This window comes from Secundilactobacillus hailunensis (assembly GCF_005405185.1).
GTDB lineage: Bacteria > Bacillota > Bacilli > Lactobacillales > Lactobacillaceae > Secundilactobacillus > Secundilactobacillus hailunensis.
On record NZ_BJDO01000024.1, the window covers coordinates 18,580 to 37,963 of the forward strand.

A 19,384-nucleotide genomic window follows, 5' to 3' on the forward strand; every position below is an offset into this window, starting at 1 on the left:
ATGCAATCTTCCTCTAGTAGTTTTTGAGTTCTTCACGGTAAGCCTTTAGCTGAGCCTTCAAACGATCCATGTTACTACCGTCGAAGGTGTCGGTGATTGCCTTAGCTAACTCAATAGCAACCACGCTTTCGATTACGATGGAAGCCGGCACGATGGCTGTCGTGTCAGAGCGTTCAACGCTGGCCTTCTTAACTTCCTTAGTTTCAACGTCAACGCTTTGCAGTGGCTTGTACAACGTTGGGATGGGCTTCATCGCCGCCTTAACAATGATTGGCATCCCGTTAGTCATCCCACCTTCAAAACCGCCTAAATGATCCGACTCACGGGTGAAGCCTTCACCTGCATGCCAGTCGATTTCATCCATCACTTGACTGCCGAAACTAGTGGCGGCCTTGAAGCCATCACCGATTTCAACCCCCTTCATGGCATTGACACCCATGACGGCCGCGGCAATCTTACCATCTAATTTCGTATCCCAGCTGATGTAACTGCCCAAGCCAGCGGGCACGTTGGTGGCGACTACCCGGACAATGCCGCCCAGTGTATCGCCATCCTTCTTTGTTTGATCGATCAGATTATGAATGGCTTCAACCTTATCGCCTTGAACCACCCGCAGATCATTTTGGCTGATCAGCTGATTAATTTCATCTACATCCAATGGCGCTTGGTCATCCGCTGCTATTGAACCGATCTGCTGTACATAGCCCACAATATCAATACCTAACTGCTGCAATAGCTGTTTTGAAATGGCACCAATAGCCACCCGCATGGCAGTTTCCCGGGCACTTGAGCGTTCCAAAACGTTCCGTAGGTCGCGGTGATTGTATTTCATCCCGCCAACCAGATCAGCATGCCCTGGTCGTGGCCGTTCAACTTTACGCAGGGAATTCTCCGCGGTTTCATCGGCGATTGGGTCCATGATCTTACCCCAGTGGGCGTGATCACGGTTATTGACGACTAATGCAATCGGTGAACCCAGTGTTTTCTTGTGGCGAACACCACCGACAATGGTGACTTCATCATGTTCGATTTTTTGCCGGCTGCCCCGACCGTAGCCGCCTTGGCGGGCTGCTAATTGCGCATTAATGGCATCAATGTCCAGTAGTAAGCCAGCCGGTAAGCCTTCAATGATCCCGGTGAGCTGCGGTCCGTGTGATTCGCCTGCAGTTAAGTAATTCATAGTTTTAATCCCCTTTTTAGTGAGTCCGTTTCATCTTCGTTAAGTAATCTTGGTAGTCTCTGGAGTTCTTCATGATGGTTGCAAAAATATGGCGCATATAGGCTCTGGTTTCCGGATTCGGATCGTTTCCCGTTACGCGGTCAAGCACCTGATCTTCCCGACCGTGATCCATAATTGGCAAGTTGGCTGTCTTTTTAGCTTCATTCACCTTCGTCACCGCTTCAAACCGTTGGGCTAAAAGCGTGACGAGCTGATCATCAATATCATTGATCTGCTGCCGGGCAGCCGTTAATTCGTTGGGTTGCCACGCACCTGTTGCATTATCCTTTGTTTCCATCATTTAAATCACTCCTTATTTGTGGTACGAAAAAAGCCAGCTAGACGATCTAGCTGGCTTTCATTATTCCCTTTACGGAATCAACGTAGTCCAGCTAGAAACTTCACGTCTAGCTGGCACGACAAATTGACGGCTTGCTTTAGACGCGAACGCGATTTTGGCGTCCGCATTTAAAGTTGCGGACGCTAACTAAAGTAATAACCGTACCAATACGCATTAACTTGAGCTAACTGTGTCTTCATTGTCATTGATCCCTTCTCATTTAGATTGTTTTCATTAAAACATATTGAGAAATTTTAGTCAACATTTATTCTTTTCTCACTTTAAAATAACCACTGCTACGCGTCTTTTTTAGACTAACCAGTAGCCCTGATTAATGCGGTCTAGCAGCGTTACCATTTGCCGGGTCTCTTTAACATCGTGCACCCGAATAATTTTACCGCCCTTTTGCATCATGGCCACTTCGCTGACCAGCGTCATTGGCAGCCGGTCATCCTTTTTGAGCCCCAGCAGGTTATGCAGGTAGCCCTTCCGTGAAACGGCCACCATCATTGGCCGGTTAAGGTCGTTGAACTGGTTAGTGTTGTTCATGATAGCGTAATCCTGATCATCATGTTGGACTTTATCATTAGCATAGCCTAATCCTTGATCAATAGCGATACGATCACGATCAATACCAGCTGCGGTCAGGGCATTTAAATTACCCTCGAAGAACTGGTGAGCCTCATCCGTCATCACCTGAAAATCAAAATCTCGCCCGTTTAGCATGGTCAGCAGGCCCACGTCAGATTGCGCCATCAGCTTCACCTTGGCCGGATCATCCGTGAAACTGTTGATGTCATTAATAATGGCCACGCCAGCATCAATGGCTGCTGCCATCACTGGTACCTTATAGGTATCAATCGCCAGTACTGCCTCTGGGAAACGACTCTTAATGGCCTTGATATACGGAATCGTCCGCTCTAGTTCAACTTTAGGCGTCACTTCGGTGTAACCTGGCCGAGTAGTCTGACCGTTAACTTCGATCACGTCAGCCCCGGCTTCTATCATCTGTGATACGTGCGCTAAAACGGTATCCATAGTCGTATAACGGCCCCCATCATAAAATGAATCCGGCGTAATGTTCATAATACCGTAGATCATTGACGTATCACGGAGTTCAAACCGTTTGCCAGCCACTTGCCAGTCTAATGCATGAGCAGCCAAAATTTGTTTTAATGATGATTCAACTGCCTCTTCGGCTGAAAACCAATCTGGCCAGTGCTGAACTAATAGCCGCAATGCTGGCAACGTGAGCAGCCCCCAAACGGTGTCCTGGTTAACACTGACAACGGCATCTAGTTGGCGGAGCCGTTTTTGCAACTGGGACGTTTCCGAAGTGGTAACTGCCGTGAACTGCAGGGCAACTAATCGTTGTTGCTGTGCCAATTGGTATAACGCCTGGCTTTGAAAATCAGTGGCGTGTTGAAACTGGTTGGTCATCTCTTGAACTTGCATCTTTAAACTCCTCTCAATTCTGCCGCTAATTGCTTGGCTGCTAGTCCGCGATGGGTCAGTGGCAGCCGTTGTGCGTCAGGTAATTGCGCTAATGTGTGTTGCTGGTGGGGCAGGATAAACAGTTTATCAAATCCCGTGGAATAAGTCCCCTGAGTCTGTTTCGCTAAGGTGCCGCTCACACGGCCGCTAACCGTCACTGGCGACTGTCCCGGTGCAATGGCCACCAGCGTACTGATCATGGTTGCCCGCCGATCCAAGCGTCCCTGCATGGCGTTTAAAATAGTTTGGTTATCACTGTGGGCAACATCTTGGTGCAGTTCGCGTTTAGTTGTCACGCCCAGGTGTTTGCCAAGCACGGGAATTTCAATCCCGCTATCGTCAGCAATGACCCCCTTAGTCGTCAAACCCGCTACAAATTGGGCTTTCCGTAATGCATTAGCGGCGTAACTGACCGTTTGTTCCGTTGGAAACGTGACTTTGGGCAATTCAGCCGTATAGGAAACCGCCTGAATGCCGTAGAATGCCAAACACTTGATTAAATCTTGCGTTTTATACTGATTATTTGATGCAATTAACCATTTCACTATAGACCACCACCCATTGCTGCCAGTTCGCGGACCACGTAAAATGAACCGCCGACCACGATCATGCCGTTTTCGGGCAACGTTTGGCGAGCCATCTGCATGGCTTGCGACATATTCGCCATAGGCTGGACGTTAGCTGTCGGTGAAAGTTCCTGGATCTGACTGGCTAACTGCGTCCCAGATAATGCCCGTTGTGGATTATCCGGAGTCACGGTCAGCACGCGTTCAGCTAGTGGTAACAGTAATTTCAGCATTGGCGTCACCGCTTTGTCAGCCAAGAAACCAACGATCCACGTTACTGAAAACTGTTTGATCAGTGGTCTTAAACTGTTCGTCAACGCTGCCATGCCATCTGGATTATGGGCAACATCCACCACAATCAGCGGGTGCTGTGAGATCACGGTCAGTCGTCCCGGTAGCTGAATTCGTTGCAGACCAGTTTTAACGGCTTCATCGGATAACGTCACCATTTGTTTTCTTAAAACGACCACTGCCGTCAGAACTAACGTGACGTTTTCGCTTTGAAAATCTCCCGCGACGTTTAGGGTCAACGCCGGCCAGTCAAACAGCTCACTGTGAAGCTGAACCGTCATGCCAGTAAAACTGCGCTTTAAGATCGTCACTTTCGTTTGAGGTGCCACCAGAGAAACATCCTGTTTTTGCGTCTCTTTTTGCAGGACATTTAAGGCTTCAGGTGCTTGATCAGACAGCGTCACCACCGTCGTCCCCGGTTTAATAATTTTCGATTTTTGCGTCGCAATTTTAGTCAGCGTATCGCCTAAGATCTGCATATGATCCATGGCAATGCGCGTAAAGATGGTCAGTTGCGGGGCACTGATGGCATTGGTCGCATCCGTCAGGCCGCCCAACCCGGCTTCTAAGATCACGTAGTCCGCCCGTTGATTGCGATACCAGATCAGACTGATCAAAAACTGCCATTCAAAAATTGAAACATCCGTTGTTTTCAGCCCAAGCCGCTTAATCACCGGTTTGATTTCGTTATAGCTATCAATAAAAGCCGCTTCCGTGATCCACTGATGGTTAAACTGAATCTGCTCACGGTCATTTAAAATGGCGGGACTGTTGAACCGGCCAACCTGATAACCCTGCGCCTCCAAAATTGCGCTTAACATGGCGCCAGTTGACCCCTTGCCGTTGGTGCCGGCAATGTGGATCACGTGGTAGTGCTGATCCGGATGATCCAGTGCTGCCACAATCTTTCGCAGTAAGGGGACCCGGTTATTATCGCCCACCAAGCGCGCCTGGTTAAACTGGTCAACCAGTTGTTGGTACATTTCATGTATCGTTTGTTGATTCACTATTATCACCCGTTAATTCGCTGTAAGAATTCCTGCTTAAGGTCGCGGTCGGACTTGAATACCCCAGTGTAATAACTGGTTTCAGTCTGACTGCCCGTTTTTTCAACTCCGCGCATTTCCATGCACATATGGCGGGCTGAAACGGAAATCGCGATGCCCTTTGGATCTAAGATGCGCGTCAGTTCCTTAGCAATATTCACGGTCATGCGTTCCTGAACGTTGGGCCGCTTAGCACAATAGTTGATCAGCCGGGGAATCTTGCTGAGCCCCATGACCCGCTGATGATTAGGAATATAAGCCACATCCACCGTTCCAAAAAACGGCAGTAAGTGGTGTTCGCACATGGAGTAAAACGAAATATCTTTGATCAGCACCATTTCGGTGGTCTCGTCCACCGGAAAGAGTTTGTAATTATCAAACGCTGGGGCCTTCACTGAAGAAAATACTTCGTTATACATTCGGGCGACTCGCGCCGGGGTTTCAACTAGGCCTTCGCGATTAGGATCTTCACCCACCGCCTCTAAAATCATTTTGACTGCCTGTTCGATTTTTTTCTGATTTGCGTCATCTATCATATTTTATAGCGGCTCCTTCTACTTTTTTGATCCAACTTGTATCTGCCTTTTCTGCCAAGGCAGCGTCTACTTGTGGTTTAACCTGCGAATCGTCACCAGCAATTTCCTGTACCGGTAACAATACAAAATTCCGCTCGTGGGCGTGTGGGTGCGGCACGGTCAACGTTGCCGTGTTGATCTGCCGATTACCCCAGTACACGATATCTAAATCAATGGTCCGCGGTCCCCAATGCTGCAACCGCCGTCTGTGACCGGCCTGTTCAATATCGTGAAGCACGTCTAATAAACGCTGCGGTGTCAGTGTGGTGGTTATTGAAACGGCAATGTTATAAAAATTAGCCTGGTCTAAATTGCCCCACGGTTGCGTTTCGTAGACTGAAGAAACGGCTTGGATTTGCACGTTGGCATTGTTTTGAAGCAGCTTAACCGCCTGAGTCAGGTTGGCAATCCGCTCACCAATGTTCGAACCAATACTTAAATAAACTTGCTCACTCATGATTTTCACCCGAAACTTCAATTTCCACGTTATCAAAGATTCCCGGCATCGGCACACTATACTTACGGATTTTTAGCGTGATTTTAGTGGCCATGGGAAACGTTTTTAAGAGCTTTTTTAGCACTTCATTTGCCAGTGATTCAATTAATTTATAGGAATGAGTATGAACGAACTGATCAATAGTCGCGTTCACATCCGCATAACTGATGGTTTCGTCCAAATCATCGTGCTGCACTCGCTTTTCAATTGGATAGTGCAGTGCGACATCAATGGCCAATTGCTGACCATTTTTACGTTCTTCAGGAAATACACCATTAAAGGTATGAAACTTGAGATTATTAATACGAATAACGCCCATGGTGGCATTCCTCCTCTAATATGGAAATAAATTGTTTCTATTTTACCATCATCTCTAGGTTTAAACATCTATAATCCACGATTTTTGGTACACTAGAACTAATGTCTGTTTGAAAGGATGATGAAGTTGAACAACCGAAACTTTAAGTATCCAGATACGGCCGCCTACGACTGTATCATGGCCTACTTCAAAACCAAAGATATTAAGATCGATGATATTGCGTCTATTACTTATAAAATGCAGCTGCAATTCATTCCTGAACTGACGGAAGAAGAAGCTACGTCAGCTGTGATCGACGTGCTGCATAAGCGCGAAGTTATGAATAACGCGATGGTGGGCATTGCGCTGGATCAGATGGCGACCAAGAAGGCCCTGCCCGAACCGCTGCAAAGCATTGTCGAAAATGATGCTGGTGTTTTTGGCGTTGACGAATTACTAGCTGAAGGGGGCATCTCTGGGATCTACGGTAAGATTGCCACCACTAACTTTGGCTATTTAGACCGTGTAAAGCATGGTATTCTAAAACGTTTAGACACCGTTCAAGGCAAGGGCGTCAACACCTTTTTAGATGATATTATCGCAGCCATTGCGGCAGCTGCTGGCGCTAAGCTAGCTCATAAGTACGCTTGATTACGAAAAAAATTGCTAACCAAAACTAGGCAGCTAACTATCATGATGAAATGATAGTTAGCTGCCTAGTTTTGTGATTACCGTATTGAACCTGACTTTAATTAATCCGTAGCTTTACGCTGTTCGCGTACGAGGATGTCGTCAATGATGGCTTGCAGATCAACCTTTTGCATAGCGACTTTAGTCTCATTTTGAATTTCCGCATACACGTTATCCAAAGTTTCCTGAATGTTGCCACCCACAATACACTTAGGGTTAGTTTTTTCATCAACGTGCAGCAGTTGCTGATGATCTTCAACTGCATGGTAAATGTCCAGTAAACTGATTTCAGCTGCAGGGCGAGCTAGCGCCGGCGCAATGGTCCCAGGCTGACTATTTAGTAAGCCGGCTTTAACCAGTTTCGACATTAACCGGCGAATTAGGCTCGGATTAGATTCGATACTGGCAGCAATGGCCTGGCTGGATAGGTCACCATCATGGTAAATATTGACGTAAGCCAAAATATGCACGCCATCGCTCAATTTATGTGAAAATTTCATATTATTTTCTCAACTTTCGGTTGACTCATCGTACTGTGAGTCGAGGCGATATTCCAAATTTACATCTCCACCTTTGATTCACATAGTGGCAGTAATGTTTTGAGGTCTTCTACCGACGAACCGTTTTCAACAAAACAGTTCACCATATCTAACCAGTAGAGGTCCTGGTCTGAATAAGCACCAGTCTCATCCTTACAGGGTAGCAGTCCAGCTCGAGTGAACGCGGTAATTTGTTCTGGTTCGAGGCCTGACTGCACTGCAATCTCGCTCAAAGTCATCAGCTTTACCTATCCTTTCAATGATTATCAAAGATATTTTACACTGTCTATCCATAAATGCAACAGCCCTATTATTGATGTCCAATTACCAGCCATATACTAACTAGTTTGAAAAAAACTTGAAGCAGTCAATAAATACCGGTATCCTAATAAGGAACTTTAAACCACTGCGTTGTAAATTGGCTAGTTAGGTTCTTTTCGTTTGAAAAATTAAAATTTAACCGTCTTTTTTAATTTTACACAGTTTTCTTTCAAAATTGTCGTTTTACATGAAAGCTTTTTTCATATAGGTTTGTAGCTATTTACTGAATAAATTTACAATCTGATTGAAAAAAGTTTTCTTAATTCCCTTTATTTACTGTGAATTTGTTATATAATAATTCCGACACGAGTGGTCTAGACGATATTAGTTTGCCTAAGACGCACTCGTCATTGACTACTTTACCTCACAAAATTTAAGGAGTGACTGTATTGGCTGCAGAAAGAACCTCACTATTTATCTTCTTTGGCGGGACTGGTGACCTAGCTTACCGGAAACTTTATCCTTCCATGTTTAACTTATACAAAAAAGGTACTTTAAGAGAACACTTTGGTGTTATCGGTACTTCTCGTGAAAAATTAACTGACGAACAATTTCAACAAAACGTTCTAAAATCTCTTGGCACTGCCAAAACTGATAAGGAAGCGCTCAAATTCGTTTCCCACTTTGGTTACGAAGCCCACGACGTTACTGACAAGGCACATTACCAAGTCATGAAAAAACGGGCCGATGAAATGGACAAGAAGTTCAAGTTGAATGGTAACCGGATCTTCTACTTATCACTTGCCCCATCATTCTTCGGCACTGTTGCCGGTTATTTGAAGTCTGAAGGCTTGACTGACACTGATGGTTTCGACCGGGTTGTCATCGAAAAGCCATTTGGCCGCGACTATGATTCCGCACAACAATTAAACGATGCCTTAAGCAAGTCATTCGATGAAAAGCAAATCTTCCGAATCGACCATTACTTAGGTAAGGAAATGATTCAAAACATCGAAGCTGTTCGTTTCGGTAACACACTGGTTGAATCCCTCTGGAACAACCGTTACATCGATAACATCCAAGTTACTTTATCCGAAAAACTGGGTGTTGAAGAACGGGCTTCATACTATGACAATTCTGGTGCCTTACGTGACATGGTTCAAAACCATATTATGCAAATCGTCAGTCTACTTGCCATGGAACAACCCGTTTCATTCACCGACGTTGATATCCGGGCTGAAAAAGTGAAGGCTTTACGTTCATTACGGGTTTACAACGTAGCCGAAGCTTCAACTAACTTCGTCCGTGGTCAATATGGCCCTGGCGACGACCAACGTGCTTATCGTGATGAAGATAATGTCCCTCACGATTCAAACAACGATACCTTCGTTGCTGGTAAGTTATTATTTGATAACTACCGTTGGTCAGGCACCCCATTCTACATCCGGACTGGTAAGATGTTAGCTGACAAGTTCACCCGCGTGGACGTTGTCTTCAAGAAGCCGTTGATCGACATCTTCTCCTTCCCACAAAACCATAACGCACCATTGGAAGCTAACGTTTTGACGATGTACATCGAACCACATGCTGGTTTCTCACTACGTCTGAACGCCAAGACTAATGGTCAAGGTTTCCAAACTGAACCAATCAATTTGGACTACTTCGTTGATGCTAAGGATTCCAAGGCTACTCCAGAACCATACGAACGTTTGATCCACGACGTTATGAAGGGTGACGGTACCAACTTCTCAAGTTGGCAAGAAGTTTCCTACGCATGGCGCTTCGTTGACCAAATTCGCAAGGTTTGGGACTTACAAAAACCAGAGTTCCCTAACTACACTCCAGGTTCAATGGGTCCTGCAGCCGCTGACGAATTGATCACCCGTGATCACCGTCAATGGGTATACCGTTTAAACAAGTAACTTATTACATTTAAAATCAAAACGACCCGCATTCCGAATAACGGAATGCGGGTCGTTTTTTTTACGATAGAATCATTACTTTGACAAAATCGTTTGTGCATAGGGATTTGGTAACTGGTTAGCTAACTTTTCCTGTTGAACAAACTGCTGCTCCTTAGTCACCGTTGCAACCGCATCCGGCGACTGATAAACGTTTAGTTTGTAATCAATTTCCTGCAGGTTTTCAGCAATTTTTCGTTGCTGTGCTTCCACCGTTTTCCGATGCGCTAATAGCATGGCTTCGCGCTGTTTGATCGTAGCCGGTCCCTGCATCACGTAATCAATGTATTGGCGAATAGTCTTAATCTTCATCCCGGTATTTTTTAAACAGTTAATCGTGTGTATTAGGCTTAAATCACCGTCCGTAAACGCCCGGTACCCAGATGAATTCCTGGCTACAAAAGGTAACAGCCCCTGTTTATCATAGAAGCGCAGAGTATATATGGATAAGCCAGTTTTTTCTGAAACTTCTTTAATTGAGTAAGTCATTATCAAAAACTCCTTTTTGCGCTTGCCCTAGAGTGATGTCTAGGGTTTAGTATAGTCATACTAACTTAACGCCCTCAAAAACACAAGCAAAGGATGATCATTAATGAAGAATAACAACTTAGTATTAGTCACTGGTGGTAACGGCTTTTTGGCCATGCACATTATTAAACAACTACTCACTGCAGGCTACCCGGTTCGCGCAACTTTACGGCGTTTAAATCGCCAGGACCAGGTTAAAACGACGTTAGCTAACACCGATACCCCGAATTTAAATCAACTGAGTTTTGTCCAAGCTGATTTAACCAAAGATGCCGATTGGCCGGCTACCATGACTGATGTCACCTACGTCATGAGCGTGGCTGCACCGGTCTTTGTTAACGGCAATCAAGGTTCTGAAGCCATGGCTCAGGTCGCTACTGAAGGAACTTTACGCATTATCAAAGCTGCGGAAAAAGCTGGCGTTAAACGGGTCGTGATGACCGCTAACTTTGGTGCTGTCGGCTTCAGTAATAAGGATCCAAAACGAGTGACCACCGAAGCCGATTGGACTGATCCTGATGAACCAGGACTGTCACTGTATGAACGGTCCAAATTAATTGCTGAAAAGCAAGCTTGGGACTACCTCAAAAAGACTAACAGTTCCTTAGAATTCACGACGGTTAACCCTGGCGCCATGCTTGGACCTTCATTGGATAACCACGTTTCCGGCAGCTTTGGCATCGTCAAAAACCTTTTGGATGGTTCGCTGAAAATGGTGCCAAACATTCACGTCAACGTGGTCGATGTCCGCGATGTAGCTGACATCCACGTCCGCGCAATGACCACCCCTGAAGCTAACGGTCAACGTTTCTTAGCTATCGAAGATGGTGATGCACTTTCGATGATGGACATGGTGGCGGTCATCCGTAAAAGCCGCCCAGAATTGGCAGCAAAACTGCCAACTAAGACGTTACCGGATTTTGTCCTCAAGCTTGGTGCCCTGTTCAATAATAGCGCTAAAGAAGGTCGGCTAATGCTGTCACTCAGCCCCCACGTCAGTAATCAAAAGGCCAAACAAGTTCTTGGCTGGAAACCTATCAGTTCAAGCAAAACTGCAATTTTAAAAGCAGTCGATTCCTTGATCGCAGCGGGCGAAATTAAAGCATAACTCACCTCAATCACAAAACACATTAAGTTGAACATAACAACGTGGTCACGAACAAAGTGGCGGCGTTTTTTCTATTTCAGCCAAATACTACTCATCAACTTGTTTAGTTTAAATTAATGGCGCTATAATTAAAGCATTAAAAGGAGGCAGTTAAATATGAAACTGTGGAAAAAATGTCTGATTGGCGCTGCTATCGCGGTTGGTCTAGTAGTTGGTATTGGCCAATCCACAACTGTCAGCGCATCTTCGTGGCATCATGGAACACCGAAAGCTTTGAGAGGTAAGTATCAGGGTAAACTGCCTAAACACAGTGCCCTTGGGTTTGGTCCAATCAGTATCATTAGTGCCAATCACACCGTTGATCAATCTTCAGGTATGCCGCAGATCTACGTTAAAAACGTCAAATATAAAAAGTACGGTCATTATTACCGCATCATAGGACATGGGGTAAAAAGTGGGATGTATCGCGGTGGTCAGGAAGATACTATGTATTACAAAAAAGGCCGTGCGTTAAAGGAACAGTCAACCTCCCAATACAAACAACATCATCACAGCTTTAAATGGATCACTAAAAGCCAAACGCTTTATAAGAAATAGTTTTTAAGTTAATCGCAGTAAAATGGCGCAAATTTAGCCTAAATATTGCAACTATCTATTTAATTAAACACTCTGTTTCACAAGTAAAGTGCTTGCGAAGTCTTTCTTGCTTTCAAAGTCAATAATTTATTTGAAAGCACTTCATTTCAATCAGTCATTAACTTTTCAACTTACTATTTATTCTTTAAATTGGCGCTATTTCTTCACATTTTCATTGTGAAATGTTAAACTAATATTGTGCTTCAACTAATATTTTATTAAAGGAAGGTTTGTAATGGCAGATAAATTAGCAAACATTGGTGTTGTCGGAATGGCTGTTATGGGCAAGAACTTAGCCCTTAACATCGAAAGCCGCGGCTTCACTGTTGGTATCTATAACCGTACAGCTTCAAAGACTGATCAAGTGATGAAGGATCACAGTGAAAAGAAACTGGTTCCAAGTCACACAATCGAAGACTTTGTTGACTCTCTAGAAAAACCTCGTCGGATTCTCTTGATGGTTAAAGCTGGTAAACCAACTGATGCTGTCATTGATGAATTAATTCCATTACTCGACAAGGGTGATGTTTTAATTGATGGTGGTAACACTAACTTCCATGATACGATGGCACGTAATGCTAAACTCGATAAATCAGGAATCAACTTTATTGGTATGGGTGTTTCTGGTGGTGAACTTGGTGCCCTCCAAGGTCCTTCACTGATGCCTGGTGGTCAAAAAGAAGCTTATGATTTGGTTGCCCCAATTCTTGAAAAGATCTCAGCTAAGGCTGACCAAGATGGCAAGCCATGTGTTGCTTATATCGGACCTAATGGTGCTGGTCACTACGTTAAGATGGTGCACAACGGTATCGAATATGGTGATGAAGAGCTGATCGATGAAAGCTACAACATCATGCGTAATGTCTTAGGCATTTCCGTTGATGAAATGGCTGGTATCTTCAAGGATTGGAACAAAGGTGAACTTAACAGTTACTTAGTTGAAATCACTGCTGACATTTTGTCACGTAAAGACGATCTTGGCGATGACAAGACCAAGCCAATCGTTGACATGATCCTAGACCGTGGTAACAACAAGGGTACTGGTAAGTGGAGTTCAGAAGATGCATTGAACGTTGAAGTACCACAATCCGTTATTACCGAAGCCGTTTATGCCCGTTACATCTCAATGATGAAGGACGAACGTGTTACTGCTTCTAAGACCTTAGCTGCACCAAAGGCTAATGAAGAAATCGGTGACAAGAAGGAAATGGTTGAAAAGATTCGTCAAGCCCTCTACTTCAGTAAGATCATGAGTTACGCTCAAGGCTTCGAACAACTTCGGTTTGCTTCAGAAAACTACAAGTGGGACTTGAAGTTTGGTCAATTAGCTCAAATCTGGCGTGCCGGCTGCATCATCCGTGCACAATTCTTGCAAAACATTACCGATGCTTACGACAAGAAGCCTGATTTGACTAACTTACTGTTGGACGATTACTTCAAGGACATTGCTGCGAAGTATCAAGAATCAACTCGTGAAGTCGTTGCCTTAGCTGTTAAGATGGGTGTTCCAGTACCATCATTCAGTGCCGCAATTACTTACTACGATTCATATCGTTCAGAAGTATTACCTGCTAACTTATTACAAGCACAACGGGACTACTTCGGTGCCCACACTTACGAACGTACTGATCGTAAGGGTCTGTACCACTACACTTGGTACAAAGAACAATAAAAAATTTGGCAGTTATTTAGCCAATTAAAAAGCGGCTGGTCGAAATCGACCAGTCGCTTTTTTAGATTACACACTTACGTTAACTGTTTTAACGAAAAATAGCTGACAATTCGTTTCAATGGAGAATGCTGCAAAAATAGGATGATCACATATCCAACAATAACCCCACCAGCGTTAGTGATAACATCATTGATATCAACCCACCGTGACAGCTGTAAAAAACTATCCAATAGGAATTGAGTACTTTCGATACCGATCCCAATCAAAAATCCTAAGCCAACAATTTGACGAAAATTAGCTTTACTCAGTAATTTAAGGTAGATCCCCATGGGCACCATCATTAAAATGTTCAGGTAAAAATCCATCTCGATTCCCCGAAATGGGATTGGGTTAGTTGGCGCATTACCGACCCAGAATGGTTTCATAGTGGGCACGCTGCCAAAGGCATACGAGGTTGGCGTTAAGGTCAAATAACCCACGACGGCAAGGTAAAAGCCAAAGGTCACTATGGTCATCATTTGCCCTAAGGTTCTCTTTCGATCAACTAAGACCCCTATCCCGATCAGGACCATAAAAACGTAGGCCAGATAGGGCAGCCATTGCACATCACTTGTCATCCAAACGCTCCTCTTTCATAAATATTAACAACTATAGTCATTACTATAGTCGTTAATATTTATGAAAGATAGAGCCATTAGTGGTGCTTAAATATTTTTTAATGCTTCTGAAATCAAAGTGTCACCTGTCAGAATTGAAATCGTTTTATTGATGGTTTTGGTTTGTTGTAACGCAGCCACTACTGTGCTGGCTACGTCTTCGCGTGCGACCGAGCCACCAGTAACGCCACTGGTACTGATTTTGCCGGTTCCCTTATCAAAGGTCAGCGCACCGGGCTCAACGATGGTGTATTTCAAATTGGTACGGTACCGCAGCCATTCATCCGCATAGAATTTAGCAGCGTAATATGGCCGGATAGCTTCAGGCCAGCGATTGCGATCTTCAGCCCATAGCGCGCTAACCATGATGTAACGCTTAACACCCGCAATCTGAGCGGCCTGCATACTTTTAACAGCACCATCCAGATCGACCAATAGCGTCATATCATCGCCTGTTTTACCGCCGGAGCCCGCCGTAAAGATAACCGCGTCAAACCCGTCTAACGTCACGCCTAACACTTCTGGTTTGCCCAGTAAGTCAACGTGTGCGGTTTTAATCTGGTGATCCTCAAAAAAAGCCGCCTGTTCTGGCTTACGAATTCCCGCAACAACATCATCCCCATTTTCACTCAGCTGCTGGCTGATCAGTCGACCAATATTGCCGTTGGCTCCAATAACAAATACTTTCATGCAACTACCTCCAGTTCAACGTACTCGGTTTATAATGCCTAATTATACTCATTATGCTGATTCAACGCTATTATCATGTCATAAAAAAGCCGCTGCCCCTGTCTTCACAGAGGTCAGCGGTTGATTTACGTCAAAAGTTCTGATTAAAGGCCTTTAGCGATTTCATCATATTTTTTTTGATACCATTCATCATATGATTGGTCAGCCATCACACCATTTTCCATGAATGACTGGTCCAGTGATGAAATAATCCGTTCAAAGAATTCACCATCGTTTTGATACAAGTAATCACGGAGCTGATCCGGATGGAAATTCGAATTTTGCTGAATATCATGATTAATCTGTTCCATTTCATACTGAATCGGATAATCAGTCAAAATTTCAAGACTTTTAGTCGAATTTTTTTTGAGGTAGAAATCAATAAAGTCATGAACTGCACGTGACTTAGCTTCATCACTTAATTGATCGAATAACACGACGCCTGGTTGTAACACAAAGATCACTCCTTATTTAATAAAAGCTCCTACGTTTTAGTCCGCACTTCCAGTATAGTTCTTTTGCCACTTTTTTGTAAGGGAGATGCCTACTCAAAGCCTCATATTGCCCCTTTTGGACGGTTAATTTTAATCAATGATGACCTAAAAAAGTGTAAAATAAAACTAGCATCAATCACACAGTCGAAAAGAGGAAAACCATGTTACCTTTTGCAAATGATTATTCACGCGGCGCCCACCCTAAAGTGCTGCAAGCTTTAGTTAATACTAATCTAGAGGCTCAACCAGGATACGGCCAAGACGCCTACACCAAGCGGGCTGCTCAAAAGATTCAAACTGCCTGTCAGCTACCAGACGCTTCAGTCTTTTTCATTTCCGGCGGGACGCAGACCAACCAAGTGGTCATCTCCAACTTATTAGATGACGATGAAGGCGTGGTCGCCGCTGACTCTGGTCACATTAACTTTCACGAAGCAGGCTCGATCGAGTACACCGGTCATAAAGTGCTCACCTTACCTGGCGTTGACGGAAAGGTAACGGCGGAAAATCTCCAAACTTATTTAAACGACTGGCAAGCAGACGAAAATCACGGTCAAATGGTAGCACCGGGTGTGGTCTACATCTCGTTTGCCACTGAAGTTGGAACGTTGTATAGCAAGCAAGAATTAGCTGATCTCGCTTCAGTCTGCCATCAACATCACCTGCCATTATTTATGGATGGCGCGCGTTTAGGATACGGTCTAATGAGTCCAGCTAATGATTTAACCTTAGCTGATATTGCCAAATACTGCGATGTATTTTACATTGGCGGGACTAAAGTTGGTGCCCTCGCCGGTGAAGCAGTGGTCTTCACCAAACATAATGTCCCTAAGCGCTTTACAACGAAGATCAAGCGACAAGGCGCTATGCTGGCTAAGGGCCGGCTGCTTGGCGTTCAATTTGACGCGTTATTTACGGATAGACTGTACTTTAAGATCAGTCAGCATGCCATCGATCTAGCCATGAAATTAAAGCGGGCGCTCAAAGATAAGGGCTATCAATTTTTAGTTGATTCACCAACCAACCAGCAGTTTATTGTGGTGACTAACGATCAGTTAGCATCACTAAAACAACACGTTGACTTCTCCTTCTGGGAAAACGTTGATGCTACCCATACCGCTATTCGATTAGTCACCAGCTGGTCAACCACTGAAGCCGAAGTCGATGCGTTAGTTGCCCTCCTATAAGGTGGGAAACTAGTGACCTAACAAGCAGATAAGTTGTTATTTTTTGAAAAACCGGGTATACTTAAATGTGGAAATAGAATAAGCCGTTAGGTGAGGCTCCTATACTGAAAACGCTACTGCTCAGAAACGTCGAAAAACGCCAATGAGTCAGCTGTCCGAGTTAAAAAAAGGCTCGGTCTAATGTGGCTGTTATCCATTAACTACGCCGTATAGTGCTAAAGCTCAACGATTGGCGAAACGACCTGTATGGGTCATTTAAGTGTGCAAATTAGTGCGCTCAGTCAATTGTTGACTGAGCGTTTTTTTACGCCTAACGCATGGCAACCATCATTGGAGGTGAGTCTTATGTCAACTGAAACATATGATCCTGGATCGCAGTCTTATCACGCGCGCCAGGGAAAGCGAGCTGTCATAACTCATCTACACGGGAGAATGTAAAATTAAATTTTGCTCCTTGGTCTGTGACACTGGCTTTCCCGGCCCTATATTTGGCGTTTTTTAAAATGATCGATAACTTGATTACGTACTGTATTATTCTTCGTAACCAGCGTTGTGGCTGATTTTCAGCGAAGATCCTGAATGAATCCGTTAGTCCATCAAGTTATCATTCGATTGAATTGGGAAAGCAAGGGTTAACAGTCTAAGTCTCGGTGCCCGGGTTGGCCAGTTGACAGTGATATGTCGGTCAGCTAAAATGTGCTTCACCACGTGGGGAACTGCGTGGGGAGATTTAAATGCGGTTAACTTCCGCTGCAAAGCGTTAGAATTTCATTTTAGAACGTCAACCATCATCATAAAACTTACTATAACGCTGTCGATATTGTTAACGAAAATGACCAGTATGGACCAGTATAGCTTGATGGGAATCAATCTTACTTGTCGTATCCAGCCAATTGAGACAGCACCGAAAAAGCGCCCCGGTTTTCTAACCAGAGCGCTTTTTAAACGGTTATTTTTAATCTGCTTAATTAATCAGTAGCAGAATTTTTTGGCTTATCGAAGGTTGCCGCAAATTCCGTGGCCTTCTTTTCATCAAATTCTTTTTCTGACTTAGCAATTATCACTGAAGCCAGTGAATTACCAACCACGTTGACGGACGTCCGGCCCATATCAACTAAACGATCAATTCCGGCAATGAAGGTTAGGCCCTGCATTGGAACACCAATCGTTGACATGGTGGCTAACAGGACAACGAAGGAAGCCCCTGGCACCCCTGCCATCCCTTTTGAAGTAATCATTAAGACAACTAGTAGGGTGATCTGTTGGCCGATGCTGAGGTGAATATGATAAGCCTGAGCAAGAAACAGTGCAGCTAACGATTGATAAATTGCTGAACCATCCAAGTTGAAAGTATAACCGGTCGGAACAACAAATGAAACGATCCCCTGGCTGACACCAAACTTTTGCATTTTATCAATGATCCGTGGTAATACTGCTTCTGAACTGGCAGTTGAAAAGGCCAAAATAAATTCATCCCGGATAACCTTAAGCAAGGTGAAAATATTTAGCCCAAATATTCGACCGACACCGCCCATGATAAAGAGAATAAACACGATCATAGTCGCATACGCTAGGAAAACAAAGTATCCCAGTGGTGCTAGTGCTGACAGCCCCATTTGAGCAACGGTGACACCAATTAGCGCACAGACCCCAATTGGTGCAGCGTGCATGACCCAGTTAGTCACCTTAAACATGACCTCGGAAACAGCTTGCAGAAAATCAATGATAATTTGACCCTGCTTGCCAATCGCTGCGGTTCCAAGACCGAAGAAAACGCTAAAGAAGATCACCGGCATCATATCGCCAGTACTAAGTGCATTAAAGAAGTTAGTGGGAATGATCCCCACTAATGTGGCCCAGATACCGCTGTGTGCTTTCGCCGTTCTAGCGGTGGCAACATACTGCCCAATATTTTGCGAATGCAACTGATGAATATTGATGAAGTCACCAGGATGAAAGACGTTGCCGACTATCAGACCAAGAATAATAGCAATTGTCGTCATCAACTCAAAGTAAATGATCGTTTTGCCACCAATCCGACCGAGCTTTTTGATGTCTCCCATATTAGCAATCCCAACCGTCAAACACGAAACCACAATGGGTAAAACAATCATTTGAATCATATTAATAAACATGGTCCCAATGTTTTGCATTGCTGTAATCGCAGTCTTATTCTGATAGAAAATTACCCCTAGAATAATGCCTAGTACCAGACCAATCATAATCTGCCAACCTAAGGTTAAGCGATAACCTCGATAACGCTTCATTTTCGAGCCCCTCAATCTAAATAATTATTACACTTCCTTATTATTTTATCATATTCTCATTAAGTCTGAGTGCTTCATTTTTAAATTCACAAGCTCAAGCCGTATAAACGCTGGTTTAACAATGTTTACGAGTAAACTTTTATTTTATTAATTTGTATTTCTATTCATTTATACTGATTTATTTTATGCAATTAAAAAAGCAGTCATCGATTACTCGATGACTGCTTCGTTTGCGTGGCAACGTCCTACCCTCGCAGGGGGCGATCCCCCAACTACTCTTGGCGTGCTGAAGCTTAACTACTGTGTTCGGCATGGGAACAGGTGTATCCTT

21 protein-coding genes, 1 rRNA gene and 1 riboswitch are annotated in these 19,384 nt (G+C 44.3%); of the genes, 6 read left to right on the plus strand and 16 right to left on the minus strand.

The window, feature by feature from the left end; all coding sequences use genetic code 11:
- Nucleotides 1–13: 13 nt before the first annotated feature.
- The 8 genes from aroC to folB all read right to left on the minus strand — a co-directional run bounded on the left by aroC (nt 14) and on the right by folB (nt 6,346).
- The gene (gene aroC / locus FFM73_RS07540; protein WP_137631165.1) at nt 14–1,180 is read right to left on the minus strand and encodes a chorismate synthase; all 1,167 of its coding nucleotides are present in this window, start codon (nt 1,178–1,180) and stop codon (nt 14–16) included.
- Nucleotides 1,181–1,196: 16 nt separating this feature from the next.
- On the minus strand, nt 1,197–1,520 hold the full coding sequence (locus FFM73_RS07545; RefSeq protein WP_137631166.1) for a chorismate mutase: 324 nt from the start codon (nt 1,518–1,520) through the stop codon (nt 1,197–1,199).
- A gap of 348 nt (nt 1,521–1,868) precedes the next feature.
- Nucleotides 1,869–3,014, minus strand: a complete 1,146-nt coding sequence (gene folP, locus FFM73_RS07550) for a dihydropteroate synthase (protein WP_137631167.1) — start codon at nt 3,012–3,014, stop codon at nt 1,869–1,871.
- A gap of 2 nt (nt 3,015–3,016) precedes the next feature.
- Nucleotides 3,017–3,598, minus strand: coding sequence for a non-canonical purine NTP pyrophosphatase (locus FFM73_RS07555; RefSeq protein ID WP_171001242.1), 582 nt, complete (start codon nt 3,596–3,598; stop codon nt 3,017–3,019).
- On the minus strand, nt 3,598–4,917 hold the full coding sequence (locus FFM73_RS07560; protein WP_137631169.1) for a bifunctional folylpolyglutamate synthase/dihydrofolate synthase: 1,320 nt from the start codon (nt 4,915–4,917) through the stop codon (nt 3,598–3,600). Before FFM73_RS07560 ends, FFM73_RS07555 begins: the two co-directional genes overlap by 1 nt.
- A 5-nt stretch (nt 4,918–4,922) precedes the next feature.
- Complete coding sequence (gene folE / locus FFM73_RS07565) at nt 4,923–5,492, minus strand: GTP cyclohydrolase I FolE (RefSeq protein WP_137631170.1); 570 nt, start codon at nt 5,490–5,492, stop codon at nt 4,923–4,925.
- Nucleotides 5,482–5,988, minus strand: coding sequence for a 2-amino-4-hydroxy-6-hydroxymethyldihydropteridine diphosphokinase (gene folK, locus FFM73_RS07570; RefSeq protein ID WP_137631171.1), 507 nt, complete (start codon nt 5,986–5,988; stop codon nt 5,482–5,484). Before folK ends, folE begins: the two co-directional genes overlap by 11 nt.
- Nucleotides 5,981–6,346: a dihydroneopterin aldolase gene (gene folB, locus FFM73_RS07575; RefSeq protein ID WP_137631172.1), complete on the minus strand. Its 366-nt coding sequence runs from the start codon at nt 6,344–6,346 to the stop codon at nt 5,981–5,983. The genes folK and folB overlap by 8 nt, the downstream gene beginning before the upstream one ends.
- A 126-nt stretch (nt 6,347–6,472) precedes the next feature.
- Here folB and FFM73_RS07580 point away from each other — a divergent pair, with 126 nt between their 5' ends.
- Nucleotides 6,473–6,976, plus strand: a complete 504-nt coding sequence (locus FFM73_RS07580) for a phosphatidylglycerophosphatase A family protein (RefSeq protein WP_137631173.1) — start codon at nt 6,473–6,475, stop codon at nt 6,974–6,976.
- Between the two features lie 101 nt (nt 6,977–7,077).
- On the opposite strand, the gene FFM73_RS07585 is transcribed toward FFM73_RS07580, so the two are convergent.
- Together FFM73_RS07585 and FFM73_RS07590 are read right to left on the minus strand one after the other, a co-directional pair.
- Nucleotides 7,078–7,515: an Rrf2 family transcriptional regulator gene (locus FFM73_RS07585; protein WP_137631174.1), complete on the minus strand. Its 438-nt coding sequence runs from the start codon at nt 7,513–7,515 to the stop codon at nt 7,078–7,080.
- Nucleotides 7,516–7,574: 59 nt separating this feature from the next.
- Nucleotides 7,575–7,793, minus strand: coding sequence for a MerR family transcriptional regulator (locus FFM73_RS07590; RefSeq protein WP_137631175.1), 219 nt, complete (start codon nt 7,791–7,793; stop codon nt 7,575–7,577).
- A gap of 471 nt (nt 7,794–8,264) precedes the next feature.
- Between FFM73_RS07590 and zwf the strand changes: the two genes are divergently transcribed.
- The gene (gene zwf, locus FFM73_RS07595; RefSeq protein ID WP_137631176.1) at nt 8,265–9,737 is read left to right on the plus strand and encodes a glucose-6-phosphate dehydrogenase; all 1,473 of its coding nucleotides are present in this window, start codon (nt 8,265–8,267) and stop codon (nt 9,735–9,737) included.
- Nucleotides 9,738–9,812: 75 nt separating this feature from the next.
- Here zwf and FFM73_RS07600 read toward each other — a convergent pair whose 3' ends face one another.
- Nucleotides 9,813–10,265, minus strand: coding sequence for a MerR family transcriptional regulator (locus tag FFM73_RS07600; RefSeq protein WP_137631177.1), 453 nt, complete (start codon nt 10,263–10,265; stop codon nt 9,813–9,815).
- A gap of 103 nt (nt 10,266–10,368) precedes the next feature.
- On the opposite strand from FFM73_RS07600, the gene FFM73_RS07605 reads away from it, so the two are divergent.
- The 3 genes from FFM73_RS07605 to gnd all read left to right on the plus strand — a co-directional run bounded on the left by FFM73_RS07605 (nt 10,369) and on the right by gnd (nt 13,720).
- Entirely contained in the window at nt 10,369–11,412 is a 1,044-nt protein-coding gene (locus FFM73_RS07605) for an SDR family oxidoreductase (RefSeq protein ID WP_137631178.1), read from the plus strand.
- A gap of 156 nt (nt 11,413–11,568) precedes the next feature.
- Nucleotides 11,569–12,009 carry a hypothetical protein gene (locus FFM73_RS07610; protein ID WP_137631179.1) on the plus strand — a complete coding sequence of 147 codons (441 nt, stop codon included), beginning with the start codon at nt 11,569–11,571 and terminating at the stop codon, nt 12,007–12,009.
- A 274-nt stretch (nt 12,010–12,283) separates the two neighbouring features.
- Entirely contained in the window at nt 12,284–13,720 is a 1,437-nt protein-coding gene (gnd, locus tag FFM73_RS07615) for an NADP-dependent phosphogluconate dehydrogenase (RefSeq protein ID WP_137631180.1), read from the plus strand.
- Between the two features lie 74 nt (nt 13,721–13,794).
- Here the strand turns inward: gnd and FFM73_RS07620 are convergent, their stop codons facing one another.
- From FFM73_RS07620 to FFM73_RS07630, 3 genes are all read right to left on the minus strand, one after another.
- Complete coding sequence (locus FFM73_RS07620; RefSeq protein WP_137631181.1) at nt 13,795–14,337, minus strand: VanZ family protein; 543 nt, start codon at nt 14,335–14,337, stop codon at nt 13,795–13,797.
- 87 nt (nt 14,338–14,424) lie between these two features.
- The gene (locus FFM73_RS07625) at nt 14,425–15,066 is read right to left on the minus strand and encodes an SDR family oxidoreductase (RefSeq protein WP_137631182.1); all 642 of its coding nucleotides are present in this window, start codon (nt 15,064–15,066) and stop codon (nt 14,425–14,427) included.
- A 143-nt stretch (nt 15,067–15,209) separates the two neighbouring features.
- Nucleotides 15,210–15,560: a hypothetical protein gene (locus FFM73_RS07630; RefSeq protein ID WP_137631183.1), complete on the minus strand. Its 351-nt coding sequence runs from the start codon at nt 15,558–15,560 to the stop codon at nt 15,210–15,212.
- 200 nt (nt 15,561–15,760) lie between these two features.
- Here FFM73_RS07630 and FFM73_RS07635 point away from each other — a divergent pair, with 200 nt between their 5' ends.
- Nucleotides 15,761–16,786: a threonine aldolase family protein gene (locus FFM73_RS07635; protein ID WP_137631184.1), complete on the plus strand. Its 1,026-nt coding sequence runs from the start codon at nt 15,761–15,763 to the stop codon at nt 16,784–16,786.
- 75 nt (nt 16,787–16,861) lie between these two features.
- Nucleotides 16,862–17,027: riboswitch (M-box (ykoK) riboswitch) on the plus strand.
- A 727-nt stretch (nt 17,028–17,754) separates the two neighbouring features.
- Here the strand turns inward: FFM73_RS07635 and FFM73_RS07640 are convergent.
- Complete coding sequence (locus tag FFM73_RS07640) at nt 17,755–19,053, minus strand: cation:dicarboxylate symporter family transporter (RefSeq protein ID WP_137631185.1); 1,299 nt, start codon at nt 19,051–19,053, stop codon at nt 17,755–17,757.
- Between the two features lie 232 nt (nt 19,054–19,285).
- Nucleotides 19,286–19,384 (minus strand): 5S ribosomal RNA (gene rrf / locus FFM73_RS07645); the annotation flags it as partial.